Source organism: Streptosporangium jomthongense, assembly GCF_042650425.1.
In the GTDB taxonomy this organism is placed as follows: Bacteria; Actinomycetota; Actinomycetes; order Streptosporangiales; family Streptosporangiaceae; genus Streptosporangium.
On record NZ_JBHSBC010000038.1, the window covers coordinates 104,051 to 123,884 of the forward strand.

Sequence of the window (19,834 nt, forward strand, 5' to 3'; positions counted from 1 at the left end):
GTCCGCAGGGCCCATCCCCATGTCCAGGTCACGCTCCCGTCCACGGGAGCCGCCCAGCATGCCCAGGTACAGCCCCGTCTACAAGCGTGTCCAGGTCACAGCCTCATCTGCAGGACCTGCCCCGGCCACGCGCCGACCGTGAACGGCTCGGCCCTGGTGAAGCCCTGGCTCTCGTAGTAGGCGACGAGACGGCCGTCGTCACCGGCGTAACAGTCCACCCGCAGCAGTACGGCCCCGCCTTCGATCGCCTCTTCGCGGGCTCTGGCGAGCAGGGCCGCGCCGACGCCGTGGCCGCCGAAGCGGCGGTCGACCACCAGTCCCTGGACGTAGAGCTCGGGTTCCGGCGCGGGTTCCACGTACTCGACGGCGTTGCCGAGCACGAGGCATCCCGCGGGCCCGCCGTCCACCTCGGCCACGCGCATCCCGCCGGAGAGCGCCCAGGAGGTGATCTTCTCGACGCGGGCCGGGTCCTCGGAGAAGGGCCGGTCGCCCCACTGTCCGGTACGGCCCCGCGCCGTCAGCCATGCGACCGCGCTGTCGAACATCGCCAGGACCGCGGGGACATCCTCCGGCAGTCCATCACGGATCATCACCGGCGGATCGTAACAGGACATCTCCCGCCGAAGGTTCTACGGAAGCCACCGGTCCACAGGTCATGGAGCGTGCGCACGCGCTACCCTGCCGATCGACGGGCAGGCCGGGGCGCCCCACCACTCTGGGCAGATGGGGTGATTCCCGGTTCTTATCCCACCCTTACGGAGGATTAGTACACTCAGCGACGGCCGGGAACCGGCTCCACGGTCATGGGCGTGTCCCTGACCCATCCTCCCCGGGAGACACGTGAGTAGCGGGCTGACAGAGGCGCCCACGAAGCCGGAAGGCCAGGCCCCACGGCGACGTCGCAAATGGCTGTGGTGGCTGGTGTCCATCGTCACCACCGTCGTCGTCCTGGCGGTGGCGACGGTCGCGGGTGCCTACCTCAGGCTGAGCGGCAACGTCAAACACATCGAGGTCCCCGACGAGGAACTGGGCGCCCGTCCCGTGAAGGTCGCGACCAAGGCGCTGAACGTCCTGGTGGTCGGCTCCGACCAGCGCGGCGGCAAGAACGCGAAATACGGGAAGTTCCCCGGCGAGCGCACCGACACCATCATGCTCGCGCACATCTCCCCGAAGCGGGACAACGCGATGGTCGTCAGCTTCCCCCGCGACTCGATGGTCCAGCTCCCCGACTGCAAGGCGAAGCCGGGGCTCACCGGTCAGCGGGCACACCTGGGCATGATCAACGAGTCGTTCAACTCGGGCGGGATCACCTGCACCTGGAAGACCATCGAGACGCTCACCGGCATCCGCATCGACCACTTCGTGAAGGTCGACTTCACCGGCTTCAAGGACATGGTCGACGCGGTCGGCGGGGTCGAGGTGTGCATCCCCGAGCCGATCCGCGACAAGAAGGCCCTGCTCACCCTGCCCGCGGGCAAGCAGACGCTCAAGGGCGAGCAGGCCCTCGGCTACGTCAGGGCCCGCTACAGCCTGGGTGACGGCTCGGACATCGGGCGCATCCAGCGACAGCAGATGTTCATCGCCTCCATGATCAAGAAGGTGATGAGCGGCGAGACGCTCACCGACCCGGCCCGGCTCTTCGGCTTCCTCGACGCGGCCACCAAGTCGGTCACCACCGACCCCGCGCTCACCCCGAGCGTGATGAAGGACCTGGCGACCAGCGCCCAGGGCCTGGCCGCCGGGCAGATCCACTTCATCACCACACCGTGGCGCTACTCCGTCACCTATCCGGGCCGGGTCGAGTGGGTCGAGCCGCAGAGCAGGAAGCTCTTCCAGATCGTCGCCAAGGACACGGCCGTCAAGGGGTCCGGCGTCAGGGGCGGCCAGGCCAAGGTCTCCCGGTCGAAGATCCAGGTCGAGGTCCGCAACGGGACCGCCAGGAAGGGTCTCGGCTCGCTGGTGGCCGTACAGCTCGAAGAGCGCGGCTACCACATCGCCAAGATCACCGACGCGCCGCACAAGCCGTACCCGAAGACCACGATCGCCTACTCGCCGAACGGCGCCCCCGCGGCGCCGACCCTCACCCGGGACGTGCTCAAGTCCTCGGGCCTGCTCGTACGGCGGGCGACCACGCCCAGGCTCGTCCTCACCATCGGCGACGACTGGAAGGGTCTCAAGCCGCTCAAGCAGGACGACCTCGACAGCCTGAAGGGCTTCGACGCCACCCACGACTCCTGTGCGGGCACCTGATCCTGGTTGAGTAGGGTTCGGGGCATGTTGTACGGGCGGGCCGCCGAACAGGCCGTGATCGACCGGCTGCTCTCCGAGGCCCGCGCGGGCCGTAGCGGCGCCCTGCTCGTGCGGGGCGAACCCGGCATCGGCAAGACCGCGCTGCTCGACCATGCCGCGGCCGGGGATGCGCGGGTGCTCCGCGGCACCGGGATCGAGTCGGAGGCCGAGCTGCCCTTCGCCGGGCTCCACCTGCTGCTGCGGCCGGTGCTCGACCGGCTGGACGTGCTGCCCGAGCAGCAGGAACGCGCCGTCAGGGCCGCCTTCGGGCTGGCCGCCGTACAGGCCGGGGACCGGCTGCTGGTCGGCCTCGCGGTGCTCTCCCTGCTGTCCGAGCTGGCCGAGGAGGGGCCGCTGCTGGTGCTCGTCGACGACGCCCAGTGGCTCGACCGGGCCTCGACGGACGCGCTGCTGTTCGCCGCGCGACGGCTGGACGCGGAGGGGGTCGTGCTGATCCTCGCCGCGCGTGACCCGTTCACCGCCCGGGGAATCGACGAGCTCGTGCTGCGCGGCCTCGACGCCCCCGCCTCCGCGGCCCTGCTCGGCCCGGAGATCGACCCCGTCACCCGCTACCGCGTGCTCGCCGAGGCGCGGGGCAATCCGCTCGCGTTGATCGAGCTGCCCAAGGCCGCCGCCGGAGACGGTACGGCGCCGGCGCTGACCGACCGGGTCCAGAACGCCTTCCTCGGACAGGTCAAGCGGCTGCCCGAGGCGACCCAGGGGCTGCTGGCCGTCGCCTCGGCCGAGGACACCGGTGACCTGCGCGTCGTGCTGCGGGCCGCGGCCACGTTCGGGGACTTCCTCGAAGACCTGCATCCGGCGGAGAGCGCTGACCTGGTCAGGGTCCAGGCGGGCACCGTGACCTTCCGGCACCCCCTGGTCAGGGCCGCCGTCTACCAGGGGATCCCGCCCAGTCTGCGGCTGGCCGTACACCGGGCGCTCGCCGAGGCCCTTGACGGCCGGGAGGACGCCGACCGGCGCGCCTGGCATCTGGCGATGGCCGCGACCGGCCCCGACGAGGAGGTGGCCGCCGAGCTTGAGCGTACGGCCGCGCGGGCGAGCGACCGCAGCGGGTACGCCGCCGCGTCGAGCGCCTACGAGCGGGCCGCCAGGTTGAGCCTCCGGCCGGACACCCGGGCCGGACGGCTCACCCTGGCCGCGGAGACGGCGGCGTGGGCGGGCCAGCTCGACCGGGCGGGGACGCTCGCGGAACAGGCCGCCCGGTTGCTGGCCGTACTCGCCCTGGGCCCGGGGGAGCACGCGGAGCCGGGAGAGCACGTGGGCCCGGGGGAGCGTGCGGAGCCGGGAGAGCACGTGGGCCCGGGGGAGCGTGCGGAGGCGGGGGAGCACGCGGAGGCGGGGGAGCGTTCGGGGACGGCGGCGCTCGGGGCGCGGCTGACGCACGTCCGCGCGACCGCCGACTTCCTGCGCGGGACCGTGCGCGCCGCCTACGAGGCGCTGGTCGAGGGGGCCGCCCTGACCGGGGGCACGGAGGCGGCGCGCATGCTGTTCCAGGCCCTGCACGGCGCCTGGTACATCGGCGCGGCCGAGGTCGACCACGCCGCCGCCCGGCTCGGTGCGCTGTCCCTGTCGGACGGTGACCCGCTGGCGCCGGTCGCCGCGTTCGTCACGGCGACGCTGACGCGGAGCGGGACGGCGCCCTCACTGGCCAGGACGATCGCCGAGGCCCGCGAGGCGGGCGCGCGCCCGGGTGACCTGGTCCAGGTCTGCGGGATGGGGCTGGTCGCCGGGCAGGACGAGGAGGTCGGCGAGACGGCCAGGGCGCTGGTCGCCGAGGCCAGGTCGACGGGCGGCATCGGGACGCTGCCCACGCTGCTGTTCTTCCTCGCCGAGACCGAGATGTTCCACGGACGGCACCGCGACGCGCTGACCACCGCGACCGAGGGCCTGCGCATCGCGCGCGACACCGGGCAGACGCAGTGGGCCGCGCAGCTGGGAGCCTTCCTCGCCTACCTCGCCGCGCTCGAAGGCGACGAGGAGCGCTGCCGCGCGCTGGCCGACGAGGCACTCGCGGCGGGACCGGCGGGCCACGGGTGGGCGACCTGGGCGCTCGGCGTCCTCGACCTCGGGCGGGGCCGGATCGAGGCCGCGCTCTCGCGTCTCGAACCGGTCGCGGGCGGCTACCAGGTGGCCGGGAAGCGCAGTGTTCCCGACCTGGTCGAGGCGGCGGTACGGTTCGGCGCCCCCGAACGGGCGGCCGAGGCCCTGGACGGCTTCCGCCGGTGGGCGCTCGGCATCGGGCAGCCGTGGGCGTGCGCCCTGCTCGCGCGCTGCCAGGCCCTGCTCGACGACTCCGAGGAGCACTTCGCCGAGGCGCTGCGGGTGGAGGGACGGCCGTTCGAACGGGCCAGGACCGCGCTGCTGTACGGGGAGTGGCTGCGCCGTACGCGCAGGAAGGCCGACGCCCGGCCCCACCTGCGCGCCGCGCTTGAGGTCTTCGAACGACTGGGGGCCACGCCGTGGGCAGACCGGGCGAGGGCGGAGCTGAACGCGACCGGCTCAACCGCCCCCGCCACCTCGGCGCCCGGCCTGCTGGCCCTGCTCACCCCGCAGGAACTGCAGATCGTACGGCTCGCGGCCCGTGGACTGTCGAACCGGGACATCGCCGCCCAGCTCTTCCTGAGCCCGCGCACGGTCGGCTACCACCTCTACAAGGCCTATCCCAAACTCGGGGTCGCCTCCCGTGGGGAGCTGGCGACGATCGCCCTCTCCGACTGATCGACCATCCGATTGCCGCACTCGTTTAAAAGGACATAAGGGCTATTTCGCCTTTGCTCTCCTGTGAAGATCCACAACCTATAAATAGGAGAAGAGGATCTTTTGGGGGGAAGCGTGGCTTCATGGCGAAGGCCTCGCTCGATCCGGGCCCGGGCGACGCTCACCACGGTCATGATCTTCGCGGTGATCCTGGGGATCGGCTCGGCCGCGACGTCGCTCGCCATACGCGCCTGGCTCTCCGACCGGGCCGTGCAACTCGTCTCGCAGGCCGCCCGGCAGGCGTACGAGGTCAACCGCAGGGTGAACGACGACATCCTGCCGACGCAGCAGGTCAGGCGCCTGCAGGTCGTCGCCCGTGACGGCCGGGTCCTCGCGGCCAGTCTGGCGATGAGGGGCCGTCCCGCCATCACCCGGGCCTGGCCTCCGGACAACGACAACCGGGTGGAGACCAGGTCGTGCGCCACCCGGGCGGGTGAAAGGACGTGCTTCGTCGTCGTGGGCCTGCTGGACACGAACGCCCCCGCCGGGGGCGTCATGGTCTACGCGGCGACGCCCGAGTCCGCGCTGGTCACGGGCCACACCCTGGAGTTCGGGCTCGCCGGTCTGTCCCTCGTGCTCCTGGCGCTGCTCGGCTGGGGCACCTGGCGGGCCGTCGGACGGACCCTGGAACCGGTCGACGAGATGCGCGAGGAGATGGCCTCGATCAGCGCCTCCGACCTCGGCCGCCGGTTGACCGTCGGCGACGACGAGACCGAGTTCTGCGCGCTCACCCGGACCATCAACACCACCCTCGAACGGCTCGACCAGGCCGCCGAACGCCAGCGCCGCTTCGTCTCCGACGCCTCGCACGAACTGCGCACCCCGCTGACGGGACTGCGCACCAAGCTCGAACTCGCCCTGTCCGACCCGGAGTTCGAGGACCACTCCCAGACGATACGGTCGGCGCTCAACGACGCCGAACGCCTCCAGGCGATCGTCAACGACCTCCTCCTGCTCGCCCATCTCGACGCCGGGGTCACCGGCGACCCCGAATCCATCGACCTCGGCGAACTGGTCGCCGGTGAGGTACGGCGCCGCCCCTCCCGGCACGAGATCCGCACGCACCTCGCCCCGGACGTGGTCGTCAGGGGCGACAGGCTCCAGCTGACGCGCCTGCTGACCAACCTCCTCGCCAACGCCGACCGTCACGCGGCCAACAAGGTCGACGTCCACGTCGCGCGCCAGGACGGGGACGCCGTCATCGAGATCGCCGACGACGGACACGGCATCCCGCCCGAGGAACGCGAACGGATCTTCCAGCGGTTCGCCCGCCTGGACTCGGCCCGCAGCCGCGACGCCGGGGGGACCGGTCTCGGCCTGCCCATCGCCAGGGACATCGCCTCGGCGCACCAGGGCGTCCTGTACGCGGCCACCAGCACGAACGGTCAGGGCGCCAGGCTCGTCCTCAAACTCCCCCTGTCCCTGGCGACGCCGTGACGGCTCTCAGCCGCGGCGGACGTACACCGGATCACCCGGCTCGACCAGGCCGAAGAGCCGCTCGGCGACGTGCGTGGGAACCCGGACGCACCCGCGGACCGCGGACGCGGCGGGCTCCGGGCTCGCCTGCGCCCGGACCTCGGGCAGGACGGGCCGTACGGCGGGGGCCCGGCTGATCGGCCCGATGTCGATCGGTCCGACAGGGGGCCCGACGGGGGGCTCGGCGGGGGGCCGCAGATGGAACGGCCCGGCGGTGGGGACCGGGCGGATCGGCTTGACCGTGGCCATCGGGTAGACGGGCTTGACCGTGGGGGCCGGCCTGACCGGCGCGACCGTGTTGATCGGGTAGGACCGCCGGACCGTCGGCCGGGGACGGGGCGTTCCGTCCGGGAGGGGGACCTCCCTCATCCGGCGCACCGGCCTGACCTCGGACCCGCCACCGCTCGGCCTGACCTCGTGCCTGTCACGGTCCGCCCCGGCCTCGGGCCTGCCACCGCTCGGCCCGGCCTCGGGTCCGCCGCCCGGTGCGGGTCCGCCGCCGCCCGGTCCGGAGGCCGCGAAGGAGAACGTCTCGTAGATCGGGGCCAGCGGATCGACCCCGGGACGCGGAAGGCGTTCGGCGACCTGGAAGTCCCCCGTCGGGGCCTCCTCCGCCGAGCTGAGGCCGTTCCGGCAGAAGGCGGGTCCGGCGCCGGGGGAGACGTGGGAGACGAGTGCCCGGTGACGGCCCCGGTAGACGGTGAGGAGCTGACGTTCCAGGTCGATCTCCACCCGCCGCGGCTCACCGCCGGGCACCAGCGGCGCCGGGACGCGCGGGTGGGCCAGGGCGCGCCAGGTCCGCCTGCCGACCCTGTCACGCGGCACGAGCCCCTGTGACTTCTGGAAGGCCCAGACGGCGGCCTGGGTCTCCGAGCCGTAGTAGCCGTTGACCAGTCCCGGCGCGAACCCCAGCCTCAGCAGTTCCTGCTGCAGCCGTTTCACGGGCGTGGCGAAGTCGCCGGGGCGCAACGAGCCGCCGGGTGTCGAAGCCGCGAAGCCCAGTGCGCCGAAGGACAGAGCCACCGTCCCCGCCAAAAACTTGATCACATGGCGATAAGTACCCCCACTGTCCGGAGGGGCGAGGTGACGAAACGCAAAGAATCACCCAGTCATGGTGGCCCGAATCATTTGTGTGTAAGGATCGGGTCATGCACAGAGTCGTGGTACTCGCCCTGGACGGTGTCATCCCCTTCGAGCTCGGCATCCCGTCCCGGGTCTTCGGCATGGCCAGGAACGCCGCGGGAGAACACCTCTACGAGGTGCTCACCTGCACCCTGGACGGTGGCCCCGTCGAGACGGACGCCGACTTCTCGATCTCCGTGGACCACGGGGCCGAGGTGCTGGCCACCGCCGACACCGTGGTGATCCCGGCGACCCACCGGCTCGGCCCGATCGCCGTGGAGGGGGTGCTGCCGCCTCCCCTGGCCGACGCGCTCGCCCTGATCAGGCCGGGCACCAGGCTCGTCTCGATCTGCACCGCCGCCTACGTGCTCGCCGCCGCCGGACTGCTCGACGGACGGCCCGCGACCACGCACTGGAGCTGGACCGAACGGTTCCAGAAGCTGTTTCCCCAGGTGAAGCTGGACCCGGACGTGTTGTTCGTCGACGACGGGGACGTGCTGACCTCAGCGGGCGTCGCCGCCGGGGTCGATCTGTGCCTGCACATCGTCCGTCGTGACCACGGCAGCGAGGTGGCCAACCGGGTGGCCAGGAGTTGTGTCGTCCCGCCGTGGCGTGACGGCGGCCAGGCCCAGTTCATCGAGCGCCCGGTGCCCGAGGAGGCCGCGGCGACGACCGCCACGACCAGGGCGTGGGCGCTGGAACGCCTGCACCTGCCCCTGTCTCTCGTCGACCTCGCCACCCACGCCAGGATGAGCCGCCGTACGTTCACCCGCCGCTTCCGCGACGAGGTCGGGCTCAGCCCCGGCCAGTGGCTCGTCCTGCAGCGGCTCGAACTGGCCCGCCGCCTGCTGGAGACCAGCGACCTGGCCGTGGACGCCGTGGCCGCCCAGGCCGGTTTCGGCACCGCCGCCTCACTGCGGCAGCACATGCAGAGCACGGTCGGGGTCTCACCGATGGCCTACCGCCGCACGTTCAGGCCGACGGCGAACGGCCTCAGCCATGCCGTAGGTGCTCACGGCTGAGGTCGAGGAGCATTCGGACATGGACGTCGGCGAGCCGGTAGTAGATCATCCTGCCCGCCCTGCGACTGGCCACGATGCCCGCGGTCCGGAGCAGTCTCAGGGCGTGTGAAACGGCGGTGTCGCTGACCTGGACCGTCTCGGTGAGGTCGTAGACGCACAGTTCACCGGCTTCGAGCAGGGCGTAGAGAAGCTGGGCCCGGGTCGGGTCTCCCAGCAGCCGGAACAGCTCCGCGAGCTGGGTGGCCTCCTCCGCGGTGACGATCCGCTCTCGCGTCGCCCCCGCCTCGGCCTCGTCGAGCTCCATGGTGGGGTGTATGTCGGGCGCGGTGGCGACATCCATGGGCGAACTCCTGAACAGATGCTCAAATGATAATCACTATCATATCAAGTCCCCGGTCCGGATTATGGAACGTTCTTCGTCCGAATTGCACCGTCACGTCGGTGTGGCGGCGCTCAACGGCTCCGCGATGTCCTCAAGCCCCCTGCCCTCCGCCTTGACGCCGAGGAACACCTCGACCAGACCCGCGGCGATCATGAGGACCGCGCCGATGCAGAAGGCCAGCGCCGTGTCCCCGACCTGGCCGCTGCCCACGAGGTTGGCGAAGACCAACGGGCCGGCGACGCCTCCGACGAAGGTGCCGATCGCGTAGAAGAACGCGATGGCCATCGCCCTGGTCTCCATCGGGAAGATCTCGCTGACGGTCAGGTAGGCCGCGCTCGCCCCCGCCGAGGCGAAGAAGAGCACCACGCACCAGCAGGCGGTCAGGGTCACCGCGGTCAGCACCCCCTGGGAGAAGAGCCAGGCCGTACCCAGCAGCAGCACACCGGAACCGATGTAGGTCGCCGAGATCATCGGGACACGGCCGACGGTGTCGAACAGGTGCCCCAGCAGCAGGGGACCGAGGAAGTTGCCGATCGCGATGACCGCGAAGAAGTAACCGGTGGTCGTGTCGATCTTGAAGAACGTCGACAGGATCTGCGCGTACCCGAAGGTGATGGCGTTGTAGAGGAAGGCCTGCCCGATGAACAGGGAGAAGCCCAGGATCGTGCGCTTGGGGTAGCGGGCCACCATGGTGTGGGCGATCCGCCCGAACCCGATGGACGTGCGCTGGTGGATGGTCATGGACCGCTCAGGCTCGTCGAGGCGCATCCCCTTCTCCTCCTCCACCTGGGCCTCGATGCCGTCGACGAGTTCCTCCGCTTCCCGGTCCCGGCCGTGGATGAACAGCCATCGCGGGCTCTCCGGCACGTGCCGCCGGACGAGCAGGATGCCCAGGCCGAGGACGACGCCGAGACCGAAGGCGATACGCCAGCCGATGTTCACCGCGAAACCGTTGAGCAGCGGGACCGTCAACAGGGCGCCGCCCGCGGCCCCCAGCCAGTAGCTGCCGTTGATGACGATGTCGATGCGCCCCCGGTGGCGGCTCGGGATCAGCTCGTCGATGGCGGAGTTGATCGCGGCGTACTCACCACCGATACCGAACCCGGTCATGAAGCGGAACAGGAAGAACCACCACGCCGAGAACGAGAACGCGGTCGCGGCGGTGGCCACCAGGTAGACGACCATCGTGATGATGAACAGCCGCTTACGGCCGAACCTGTCGGTCAGCCAGCCGAAGAACAGCGCCCCGAGACACGCTCCGGCCACGTAGAGGGCGGCGGCCGTACCGGCGACCTGGGTCTGGGTGATCTCCAGGCCGCTGCCGGGCTTGGCGAGCTGGGCGGAGAGGTTACCGATGATCGTCACTTCGAGGCCGTCGAGGATCCAGACGGTTCCGAGGCCGATGATGATCATCCAGTGCCACCGTGACCAGGGCAGCCGGTCCAACCTCGCGGGGACCTTCGTGGTCACCGTCCCCGTCTGAACGTCGCTCATGCCTCCCCGGCTACCCCGAAAGGATCACCTCATGCCCCGCTCCGGCACCCCTGCCCTGACGTTTACGGTCGTTGCCCGGCCCACCGGACGGCGGGGTCCTCCCGGTTTCCCCGGCGGCCGGACCGGAGCGTCCCCGCGGAAACGGCTTGTCATGGCGAGCATTTCCGGAATCACCGGAAAGACAATAAAATACCCCACCGCCACAATAACGACCAGCCGCTTTCTCACGCGAAGAAATAATCAGTTTGTTCATCCGTGGAACGTCTGCTTATGCTCTCCCTGCGGAACTGGTCGCCCTGCCGACCAGATCTGTCTTTTGGTCGGTGATTCAGGCCGGACCATGTGTCCCGAAGGCCGGTGCCGACCCGGATCACTCGCAGCAAGACCCTCTCCTCCAAGAAGGGAATTCACGCAAGTGACAATCATGAAAAGGATCGGAGTCGTTCTGTCCGCGGCGGTGCTGGTGGCCGGTCTCGCCCCCGCCGGGGCGGACGCGAGCACCACCGGCACGACGGTGAGCACCACCGGCGCGGCCGTCACCTCGCCGGACGCCCCCGAGGCCGCGGGCGCGACCGGCGGCCAGGTCAGGCGCCCAGCCGCCCCTCCCGCCACGTCCGCCCTCCTGGCGAACCCTCCGACGGTCTCACCCTCCGCCGGTTACGCGGAGTACGACCCCGGGACGACCATCACCTGTCCGAGCGGCAATCTCTGCCCCGAGGCGTGGAACCCCGTGACCAACAAGTGGCGGCAGTTCCGGCTGTACACGTGCGCCAGGTACAGCCTGTCCTACTGGAAGGGCGAGGGCTTCTACACGAACAACCAGACCGGGGGCGTCACGTCGTACTTCTACGGGCAGGCGGGTGAGGTGCTGCACTCGTTCACTCCGGATTCGGGCGTACACGACTACAACTGGGAACCGGTGTGGTCCATCCGCAACTGCTGACGTCGAAGACGCCTGACGACACGTTCGCCACCTGCGCCGTGAACCGCTGACGTTTATACCCGGCGCACCGCCCGAGGGTGCTTTTCGCCCCTCGGGCGGTGGCGTGGAAACGCCCTTCGCCCACCGGTCTTCGGTTCACAAAATTCGGCGTTCATGTGAAATCGGTACCCGCGGAGCGACGAGCGGGTACGGCCGCAGGCCTCCCCTGGCACTACCACCGGACCTCATGACACCCAGCGGACCGCACGCCGGGCGTCCCCTGGTTTCCTGAAGGCCGAAACCGCCTCCACCACGATCTTGAGGATTTCAGTCCGCCCCTCGCCCACCTGGCCGACCTCGATCGTGACATTTCCAGGTTCGACGTCTCCGGCCGCTGAGGCCTCCGCCCGGTGTCAGGGCAGGCCGTACCGTTTCCTGATCGCCGTGGCCTCCTCCTCGGACACCTGGCGCGGCGTGCGGGCCAGCGTCTGCCGCAGATCAGCCAGGATCCTGTCCGCCGACCCCCGAAGGCGCGTACGGTGACCGACGAGCTGCTCGTCGAAACGCTTCGCCGCCGGCCCCGTCCACACTCCGCCGGAGTGGAACGCCTGAAACGGCGTCTCGAAACCGCTCTCGACCTCCTGGACCAACGGTTCGATCGTCCGCAGCGCGTCCTCCAACGCGGCATGAAGCGGATTGGGCACCAACCTGGTCATGAGCTTCTTTTCGAGGAGGGACTCCCGGACGGGGCACCGGCATCGGTGATGAGCCTCGGCGCGATCAACTTCATCAACGCCAGCACATCAGCGGCGTTGTCACGCCCTGCGACGCCTCTTTCCAGCTGGATGTTGAGCTCCGCCTTGCCACGCACAAGCATGGCGTACGCTTCCCCATCCTCACCGTCGGCAGGTTTGAAGTAGTAGCCGATGGCTCCGGGAACGATTTCCGGCAGGGGCAGGGCACCCGCCTTCAGCTGTTCCTCGATTCTCTCCGTGTAGCCTCCCGGCGTAAGGTCGATCTGCAGCACCTCAAGTTGATCACCGTCTCGCTGATAAATCGCACAACTTCCATCGTCGAGATCTTTCGGATAACTTAGGTCAAAATGACCACGCACCAGCGGATTACTCACGCCGGTCATCAACTCGACCGCCCTCTGCGGAATATGCCCACACAGATATGGCGGCGCAGCGGCCTCCGGAAGCGGGGAACGATCAAATTCCCTACTGGAAACCTGGCAGGCGGTTGAGGAAACCAGGGCGCACATCAGCACCGCCACCAAGACGAACGACGACCGCTTCATGATCCGTACTGGGCAAAGCCATTGGAAAATCCTTGATCAAGGCGATCCTCTATGTCCAGCCACTTTCGCCCCGCCAGTCCCTCGTACAACCATCGATCATAAGCCTCGACTCGCCGATATTTGTCGGTGTTGTTTTTGGCGTTTTTATCAATCATCTCATCCATGCTCATAAGTGTTCGACCGTCACTTTTAAGGAAGTTGTTAGGGTTGTCAACAGGATCATCTCCTTTTTTGAGCCCCTCCAGCGATGCCCACGGGTGAGCGGCCGCAGCGGGCTTGGCCGAGCCGAACACGCCATGTTTGAGCATCGCGCGAGCGGCGAGGTCATGCACGAGGCGCCGAGACTGATCAACTGCGGTGTTGGCGTCTTCGCGCGCCCTGGTCTCCGAATCCCCCTTGACCCTGTCTTCGATGAACCCTGTCCACGCCCCGACGACTCCAGCCGCGATCGGCCATCCTGGCGTCTGAGGAATCGCGAGTGCGGTATTCACCGCTCCCGTGAGCAGCTTCATATTCCGCGCCTGTTTATCGTCCAACTCCTTCCCCTCCTCGACTTTAGCCAGCCCTGCGGCATCAGTGATCATTCCGAAGGTCGCACCGATCTGCTTGGCGTTCGCTCGAAGAGTTTCGTCACCCTGCCCTTTGGCGATCCTCATCGCATCGTGGTCGAGAACCCAGTCGGTGAATCTCGTTTGAGCAGCCAGAACAGGAGCAAGCGCTTTGGGGTCAGCAAACGCCTCCCTCATCACACTTTGCAGTTCTTTCTTACCGAACTGCGCCCCCCATGGTTCACGGCCGGCTGTACCGGGTTTATCCGCGTCCCGGACCCCGTCCACAATGACATCGCGTCCCGTCTGAGCGACACTGTTGATGTCGCTGATGTATCCGGCGAGGATGCGGCCAACTGTGACAGGCTTCAGGAATTCCTCTATGGAATCACCGGACTTGATCTGCTGAGCCCTCAGGTGGACGAACTCCGAGGCGAGTTTGGCCGAAAGGTAGCCCCGTGACGGATGTTCTGGGGAACCGTCGTGGTCGCGGAAGGTGAGCGTCGCAGCCTCCAGGGCCTTGCCCAGTGCCTCGCCTCCGTCAGTCATGCTCCACTCCGTCAGGAAGTGCTTGAGCGCGGTCGGATCGCTCGCGAAGAAGTCCTGGGCCACTGCGGGGTTACGGCTGAGGGCTTCCATCAGCGGCACCATGACGTTCGAATTCGTACCCGGCGGATACGGCGTACGGTCCCAGGCGTCAACCTTCTTCGCGACCGCCAGTAGAAAGGGGGCGGCGAAGGTCCCGTTCTTGAGAGCCAGCGTGATCGCGTGGTACTCCCGCTCTTGCCACCCAGGAGTGAGATTGGACGCGAGTTCGTCGCGCCAGGCGTTGCTCAGTTTCGAACTCGCCGTTCCCAAGGTCTTGCCGAGGGCGGCCTGCAGGCGTTTCGCCTTTTTGTTGTCGCCCTGTTCCACCGCCTTCGCCATCAGCTCGCGGAACCCCGTGGCGCCGAGGGTGGTCATCAGGCCGAGGGCGAATGTCTTGTCGCCGGTGCGTTTCTCCAGCTCCGCCAGGGTCCTGTCGTCGGCCTCGCCCTTCTGCGCGGCCTCGGTCAGTTTGAGGGTGGCGGCGTAGACGTCGGGGTCGTGGGCGGCCTTGCCGTACAGCTTCTCGTCGAAGGTGGGCAGGCCGAAAGGGGTCGTGTCGAGGGAGGAGGAGGTTCCCCAGGCGGTACGTTCTGCGCGGATCGTCTCGCTGCGGCGCCGCAGGTCGGGGCGGCTGGTCTCGATCCAGCTCCGTATCTCGCGCAGGGCGTTCAGGCCCGAGGTGTCCAGGTCGAGTTGCTGCAGGGCGCTGCGAATGCGGGGCTCGTTCCTGCCGAGGGTGTCCTGTGCCCTGCCGAGTCCCCGTTCGAAGTCGTCCATCGAGGCGGGGTCGATTCCCGAGTACTCACCGTTGACGCCCGGGGCCGGATGCGGCATGGGCACGGGAGCGGCGGCTTTCGCCGGGGACTCCCCGGCCTGCTGACCGGTGGACGGCCGAGGCGGCGCCGAGACCGTCGGCAACGGCGAGGGCGTGGGATATGGATGAGCCATGAGAGGAGGGCTCCAACGCGGTCGGCAGAATACGGCGACTACGGCAACAAGATTATTTTCCATCCACTTTCAAGTAAAGATCTCCGCAATATGGAGCACGTCTGCCACCGTCCTGTGAAGTCAGGGAAAATCACAGAATCCCTACCACATACTCCGATAAATCAAGACATCACTCCGTAAAACACCCAACCCACCACGGGAGGGATTTCTACCAGCCGGGCCCATGATTTCCAGAGGACCGAAACCCACCCCGCCGGGCACCCTCACCACGATCTTGAGGGTTTCGGTCCGTCCCTCACCCACCCGGCCGGCGGCTCCCCGCCCCGAGCTGACCAGGACAATTACCCATATTTTCGGTACATTGCCCCGATATGAGGAAGAGGTGACACCACCTAGGGGGAGCATGAAGGCCCGGATCACGGGCGTCGCGACGTATCTGCCGCCACGGACCATGTCCAGCGCGGAGGTCGAGCGACGGATCGAGGGATACGTCCCCCACCGAGGTGTCATCGAACGGATGACCGGCATCCGGTCACGTCACGTCGCGGAGGACGGCCAACAGGCCTCCGACCTGGCCGTCGAGGCCGTGAGGAGGCTCGACCACACCGACGTCGATCTGTTGATCTTCGCCTCCGCCTCGCAGGACATGGTCGAGCCCGCGACCGCGCACATCGTGGCCGCCAAGCTCGGGCTCTCGTGCCCGGTCTTCGACGTCAAGAACGCCTGCAACAGCGTGCTGAACGGCATCCAGGTGGCCGAGGCGCTGATCCTGACCGGGGCGCACCGCAGGGTGCTGGTCTGCTCGGGCGAGGTCCCCTCGCGGGCGGTCCGCTGGCGGGTGCGCGACCACGCCCAGTTCGCCGAGTCCTTCGCCGGATACACGCTGTCGGACACCGGGAGCGCCGTGATGCTGAGCGCGGACGACGAGCGCGGCATCTTCTACCGCGACTTCACCGCCGACTCGACCGCGTGGGCGATCGGCACGCTGCCCGGCGGCGGCTCCGCGCATCCGCGCGACCCCGAGTACTCCTACTTCCGCGGTGACGGGCGGCGTCTGAAGGAGGCGTTCGAGCTGGCCGGTCCTGACGTCTTCCTCAACGCGCTCAAACGCACCGGCCTGGGCTGGGAGGACTTCGCCCTCGTCGCGGTGCACCAGGTCGCGCTGCCGTACCTGGACCATCTGGCGGCCACGCTCGGCATCCCCCGGGACAGGCTCGTGGTCAGCCTCCCCGAGCACGGCAACTGCGCCTCGACCACCCTGCCGTTGCAGCTCGCGCTGGGCGACTGGCGACCGGGGGACATGGTGGCGCTGCTCGGCCTGGGCGGCGGGATCAGCACCGGCGTGATGCTGGCGGAGATGTGAAAGAACCTGACGCGATGAACCTGTGGGTGGTCGTCCCGGCCTACAACGAGGCGCGGGGCATCGAGGCGACGCTCAGGGCGATCGACGCGCAGGACGACCGTGACTTCACGCTCGTCGTGGTGGACAACGCCAGCACCGACGGAACCGCCGAGATCGTCGAACGGCACGGCGTCCGGGTGATCACCGAACGGCAGAAGGGCACCGGCGCCGCCTCCGACACCGGGGTACGGCACGCCATCGCCAACGGCGCCACCCACATCGCCAGGACCGACGCCGACTGCCTGCCCCGCGCCGACTGGGTGCGCGGCGTCAGGCGCGCCTTCGACGACGGGCTCGAAATGGTCGGGGGCAGGCTGCTGCCCAGGACCGACGAGTTCCCGCTGAAGTTCTGGGAGCGGCGGTTCATCCCGTTCGTGGTCGACGTGGCCGCGACGTTCGGCCGTTTCAGGCCGGGCAACCGGTCGCCGGAGTACCTCGGCCCCTACGTGATGATGCCGGGCTGCGCGATGGCCATCACGGCATCGCTGTACGAGCGGGCGGGCGGCTTCCCCAGGACCGCGATCGAGGAGGTCCACGAGGACCGCGCCCTGGTCAACCAGGTCCGCAGGATCACCTCCGCGTACGGCTCCCGCCGCGACGTGGTCGTCTACGGCTCGGTGCGCCGCCTGCGCGCCTACGGCCTGGCCGGGACCCTGGCGTGGTACGCCGACCACCGCTACCGCCCCGACGTGGTCGACATCCGGTGAACCACGAGACCAGGCTCCACCTGGCCGCCCACCCCTTCGCCTATCCGCTGGTGCGGCTGCTGGCCCGGCTGGGTCCCGTGGTCCGCGTCCCCGGTCTCGGGGTGGTGGTCAACGACACCGCCACGGCGCGGGCCGTGCTGACCGACGGGCGTTTCCGCAAGGACGGCCCCGGCTCCCCCGGTGAGCTGTGGACGCCGGTGCTCGGCCCCTCGGTGCTGCTGAACATGGAGGGTCCCGGGCACGCGGCGCTGCGCAGGAAGCTGATGCCGCTGTTCACCCCCGGGTACGTCTCGGAGCTGGTCGCCGACGTGCTCCGGGAGCCGCTCGACGACCTGTCCGCGCGGCTCGGACGGGGTGAGACGGTCGATCTGGTCGACGTCATGCGGACGATGGCCGGGGCGGTGATCTGCCGGGTGATCGGCCTCGGCGAGGTCTCGGCGGCCAGGGCCAGGGAGCTGTTCGCCGAGGGGGAGCGGGTCGTCTCGATGGTCTCGCTGCGCTCCCGGCGGCTGAACGAACGGCAGGTGGCGATCGCCAGAGGCGTGCTCGACCGGATCGGGGACATCGCGCAGGCCGCCTACGAGGCCGGGGACGAGTCCACGGTCATGGGCAGGATGCGGGCTCAGGAGCTGTCGGCCGCCGAGGCGAGGGGGGCGGCGGGCGCGTTCTTCCTGACCGGGACGGAGACGGTCGCGACCTTCGTCCCCCGGCTGGTCGCGCTGCTGCACGACCACGGCACCCGGGTGGACGACCTGGACCGGGTGATCGACGAGGCCATGCGGGTCACCACCCCGACCCCGGTGATGCTGCGCTCGGTCGGTGAACCGGCCAGGGTCGGGCGGCTGGCCGTACGGCCCGGCGACCGGGTGGTGATCGTGACGCACAACTGCGCCCGTTCCTACGGCCCCTTCGACCCGTCCAGGAGACATCCGCCGGAGCTGCGGCGGATCTGGTTCGGCGCGGGGGCGCACTTCTGCATCGGCTACCCGCTCGCCCTGGCCGAGATCAGGGCGGTGGCCTCGGTCCTGCTCTCCCACGACGTCCGTGTCGTACGGCGGCGCGCGGCCAGGGGGGTCCTCATCCCCACCTACGAACATCTGTGGATCAAGGCGGCATGAACGACATCATCACCGGGATCCTGGAGACCGCCCGGCGGGAGCCGTACCGGACCGCCCTCATCGACGGGCGCGGGCGGGAGATCACCTACGGCGAGCTGGCCCGCAGGGTCGAGGCCGTGCGCGCCGCGATGACCGGGACCGCGCCGGGGCGGGGCGTGCTGTTCGCGGTACGGCCCGGCGTCGACGCCGTGGTGCTGGCGCTCGGCTCGGTCGCGGCGGGCGGGACGCTCGTGCTGGCCGACCCCGGGCTCGCCCCCGACGTGCTCGCCGCCCGGATGACCGCGACCCGCCCCGGGTGGGTGGTCGCCGAGTCCGTCCTCTACACCCTGAGCGGGCCGCTGCGGAGCCTGGCCCGCCGCCGGGGCCTGCTGCTGCCGAACCTGCGCGACCCGCTTCCCGGCCACGCCGTACGGCACCTGCACACGGGGCCCTGGCTGCCCGGTGTGCCCAGGGGCGCCCTGAGCCTGTCACGCGTTCTACGGGGGACCGTTCCCGAGGACCGGGCGGAGCCCGTGAAGGCCGGAACCGGTTCCCAGGCCGAGCCCGGCACGGCCGGGTCCCGCCGTCCTGGGGAAGCGGGTGGCGAACAGACCGGTGAACAGCATGAAGGCCGTTCCGAGCGGCTGACCGGAGGACAGGCGGAAAACCGGGCGGGGGAAGAAGGCCGTGACCTTCCGCGAACCTCCCAGCCGGATATGTCCGGCGCTACCGCGCCAGACATATCCGAAATTTCACCAGATCAGCCTGCGGCAGTGATCTTCACCTCGGGAACGACCGCGCGTCCCCGGGGCGTGGTCCACACCCGGGGGTCCCTGGCGGCCGGCCTTGAGCTGTTCCGTGAGGCCTTCCCCCTCGGCCCCGGCGACGTCGTGCACACCGACCAGTTGATGCTGGGGCTGCCCGCGCTGCTCGCCGGGGCGACCTGGTCGCTCCCCGGGGGCGGCGACCTCGCCGAGGAGCTCGCCGCCAGGAGGGCCACCCACACCTTCGCCGTCCCCGTCCACCTGGACAGGTTGCTGCGCCGTACGCCGAGACTGCCGGAGACCCTGCGTTACCTGCTGCTCGGCGCGGCCCCCGCGCCCGCGGGCGTGCTGCGCAGGGCCGTCGAGTCCGGGCCGCGGGTGCTCTCGGTCTACGCGATGACCGAGGCGCTGCCGATCGCGATCGCCTCGGCCGAGGAGAAGCTGGCCCACTCGGGGGGCGACCTCCTGGGCGCGCCGCTGCCCGGGGTCGGCGTGCGGATCGCCGACGACGGAGAGCTGTTCGTCTCCGGACCGCACCTGGCCCAGCGCTACCTCGGGGAGGAGCCGCTCACCGAGATCGCGACCGGCGACCTGGCCCGTGTCGAGGACGGCAGGCTGGTCCTGCTCGGCAGGAAGAAGGACATGATCCTGCGGGACGGGGTGAACATCTACCCCGGCCTGTACGAACCCGCGATCGCCGCGCTGCCGGGGGTCGCCGAGGCGGCCGTCGTCGGGATCGCCGACGCGGAGACCGGTGACGAGGAGGTCGTGCTCGCCGTCGTCCCCGCCGAGGGGTACGACGAGACCCTGCTCAGGAAGGCGCTTCCCGAGATCGTCGACGCCCTCGCCATACCCACCCGTATCGAGACAATCGATGCCTTCCCCCGCTCGGGTCGTGCTGACAAACTCGACCGCGCGGCCCTTCGCGAACTGGTGGCCCGCCGCCCGTGAACGCCGCCCGTGAACGCGCCTGAGCAACTGCCGAAAGGGGTGAT

16 protein-coding genes are annotated in these 19,834 nt (G+C 69.5%); 9 read left to right on the top strand and 7 right to left on the bottom strand.

Going from position 1 to position 19,834, the window contains the following annotated elements; all coding sequences use genetic code 11:
- Positions 1 to 95: 95 nt before the first annotated feature.
- Positions 96 to 590 (bottom strand): GNAT family N-acetyltransferase, encoded by a 495-nt coding sequence (locus ACFOYY_RS32515; RefSeq protein ID WP_352015075.1) that lies wholly within the window; start codon positions 588 to 590, stop codon positions 96 to 98.
- A gap of 331 nt (positions 591 to 921) precedes the next feature.
- On the opposite strand from ACFOYY_RS32515, the gene ACFOYY_RS32520 reads away from it, so the two are divergent.
- From ACFOYY_RS32520 to ACFOYY_RS32530, 3 genes are all read left to right on the top strand, one after another.
- A complete protein-coding gene (locus ACFOYY_RS32520) occupies positions 922 to 2,250 on the top strand; it encodes an LCP family protein (protein ID WP_386194896.1) in 1,329 nt (442 codons plus the stop codon).
- A gap of 24 nt (positions 2,251 to 2,274) precedes the next feature.
- Positions 2,275 to 5,028 (top strand): helix-turn-helix transcriptional regulator, encoded by a 2,754-nt coding sequence (locus tag ACFOYY_RS32525; RefSeq protein ID WP_386194898.1) that lies wholly within the window; start codon positions 2,275 to 2,277, stop codon positions 5,026 to 5,028.
- 114 nt (positions 5,029 to 5,142) lie between these two features.
- The gene (locus ACFOYY_RS32530) at positions 5,143 to 6,504 is read left to right on the top strand and encodes a HAMP domain-containing sensor histidine kinase (RefSeq protein ID WP_352015048.1); all 1,362 of its coding nucleotides are present in this window, start codon (positions 5,143 to 5,145) and stop codon (positions 6,502 to 6,504) included.
- A gap of 6 nt (positions 6,505 to 6,510) precedes the next feature.
- Here the strand turns inward: ACFOYY_RS32530 and ACFOYY_RS32535 are convergent, their stop codons facing one another.
- Complete coding sequence (locus tag ACFOYY_RS32535) at positions 6,511 to 7,590, bottom strand: L,D-transpeptidase family protein (protein WP_386194901.1); 1,080 nt, start codon at positions 7,588 to 7,590, stop codon at positions 6,511 to 6,513.
- Between the two features lie 101 nt (positions 7,591 to 7,691).
- On the opposite strand from ACFOYY_RS32535, the gene ACFOYY_RS32540 reads away from it, so the two are divergent.
- Positions 7,692 to 8,687: a GlxA family transcriptional regulator gene (locus ACFOYY_RS32540; RefSeq protein ID WP_352015050.1), complete on the top strand. Its 996-nt coding sequence runs from the start codon at positions 7,692 to 7,694 to the stop codon at positions 8,685 to 8,687.
- On the opposite strand, the gene ACFOYY_RS32545 is transcribed toward ACFOYY_RS32540, so the two are convergent.
- Together ACFOYY_RS32545 and ACFOYY_RS32550 are read right to left on the bottom strand one after the other, a co-directional pair.
- A complete protein-coding gene (locus ACFOYY_RS32545) occupies positions 8,659 to 9,027 on the bottom strand; it encodes an ArsR/SmtB family transcription factor (protein ID WP_352015051.1) in 369 nt (122 codons plus the stop codon). The genes ACFOYY_RS32540 and ACFOYY_RS32545 overlap by 29 nt on opposite strands.
- A gap of 93 nt (positions 9,028 to 9,120) precedes the next feature.
- The gene (locus ACFOYY_RS32550; protein ID WP_386194903.1) at positions 9,121 to 10,563 is read right to left on the bottom strand and encodes an MFS transporter; all 1,443 of its coding nucleotides are present in this window, start codon (positions 10,561 to 10,563) and stop codon (positions 9,121 to 9,123) included.
- Between the two features lie 424 nt (positions 10,564 to 10,987).
- Here ACFOYY_RS32550 and ACFOYY_RS32555 point away from each other — a divergent pair, with 424 nt between their 5' ends.
- A complete protein-coding gene (locus tag ACFOYY_RS32555; protein WP_362779548.1) occupies positions 10,988 to 11,506 on the top strand; it encodes a hypothetical protein in 519 nt (172 codons plus the stop codon).
- A 392-nt stretch (positions 11,507 to 11,898) separates the two neighbouring features.
- Here ACFOYY_RS32555 and ACFOYY_RS32560 read toward each other — a convergent pair whose 3' ends face one another.
- From ACFOYY_RS32560 to ACFOYY_RS32570, 3 genes are read right to left on the bottom strand one after another with little or no spacing between them, the layout of a single operon-like run.
- On the bottom strand, positions 11,899 to 12,201 hold the full coding sequence (locus ACFOYY_RS32560; protein ID WP_362915678.1) for a hypothetical protein: 303 nt from the start codon (positions 12,199 to 12,201) through the stop codon (positions 11,899 to 11,901).
- A complete protein-coding gene (locus tag ACFOYY_RS32565; protein WP_386194905.1) occupies positions 12,198 to 12,785 on the bottom strand; it encodes a hypothetical protein in 588 nt (195 codons plus the stop codon). Before ACFOYY_RS32565 ends, ACFOYY_RS32560 begins: the two co-directional genes overlap by 4 nt.
- Positions 12,782 to 14,698 carry a hypothetical protein gene (locus ACFOYY_RS32570; RefSeq protein ID WP_386194907.1) on the bottom strand — a complete coding sequence of 639 codons (1,917 nt, stop codon included), beginning with the start codon at positions 14,696 to 14,698 and terminating at the stop codon, positions 12,782 to 12,784. Before ACFOYY_RS32570 ends, ACFOYY_RS32565 begins: the two co-directional genes overlap by 4 nt.
- Positions 14,699 to 15,272: 574 nt before the next feature.
- Between ACFOYY_RS32570 and ACFOYY_RS32575 the strand changes: the two genes are divergently transcribed.
- Genes ACFOYY_RS32575 through ACFOYY_RS32590 form a run of 4 tightly spaced genes read left to right on the top strand, consistent with a single transcriptional unit; the run spans position 15,273 to position 19,790 of the window.
- The gene (locus ACFOYY_RS32575) at positions 15,273 to 16,232 is read left to right on the top strand and encodes a 3-oxoacyl-ACP synthase III family protein (protein WP_352015057.1); all 960 of its coding nucleotides are present in this window, start codon (positions 15,273 to 15,275) and stop codon (positions 16,230 to 16,232) included.
- A gap of 14 nt (positions 16,233 to 16,246) precedes the next feature.
- The gene (locus ACFOYY_RS32580; protein WP_386194908.1) at positions 16,247 to 16,978 is read left to right on the top strand and encodes a glycosyltransferase family 2 protein; all 732 of its coding nucleotides are present in this window, start codon (positions 16,247 to 16,249) and stop codon (positions 16,976 to 16,978) included.
- Complete coding sequence (locus ACFOYY_RS32585; RefSeq protein WP_386194910.1) at positions 16,975 to 18,096, top strand: cytochrome P450; 1,122 nt, start codon at positions 16,975 to 16,977, stop codon at positions 18,094 to 18,096. Before ACFOYY_RS32580 ends, ACFOYY_RS32585 begins: the two co-directional genes overlap by 4 nt.
- Entirely contained in the window at positions 18,093 to 19,790 is a 1,698-nt protein-coding gene (locus ACFOYY_RS32590) for a class I adenylate-forming enzyme family protein (protein WP_386194912.1), read from the top strand. Before ACFOYY_RS32585 ends, ACFOYY_RS32590 begins: the two co-directional genes overlap by 4 nt.
- Positions 19,791 to 19,834: the final 44 nt, after the last annotated feature.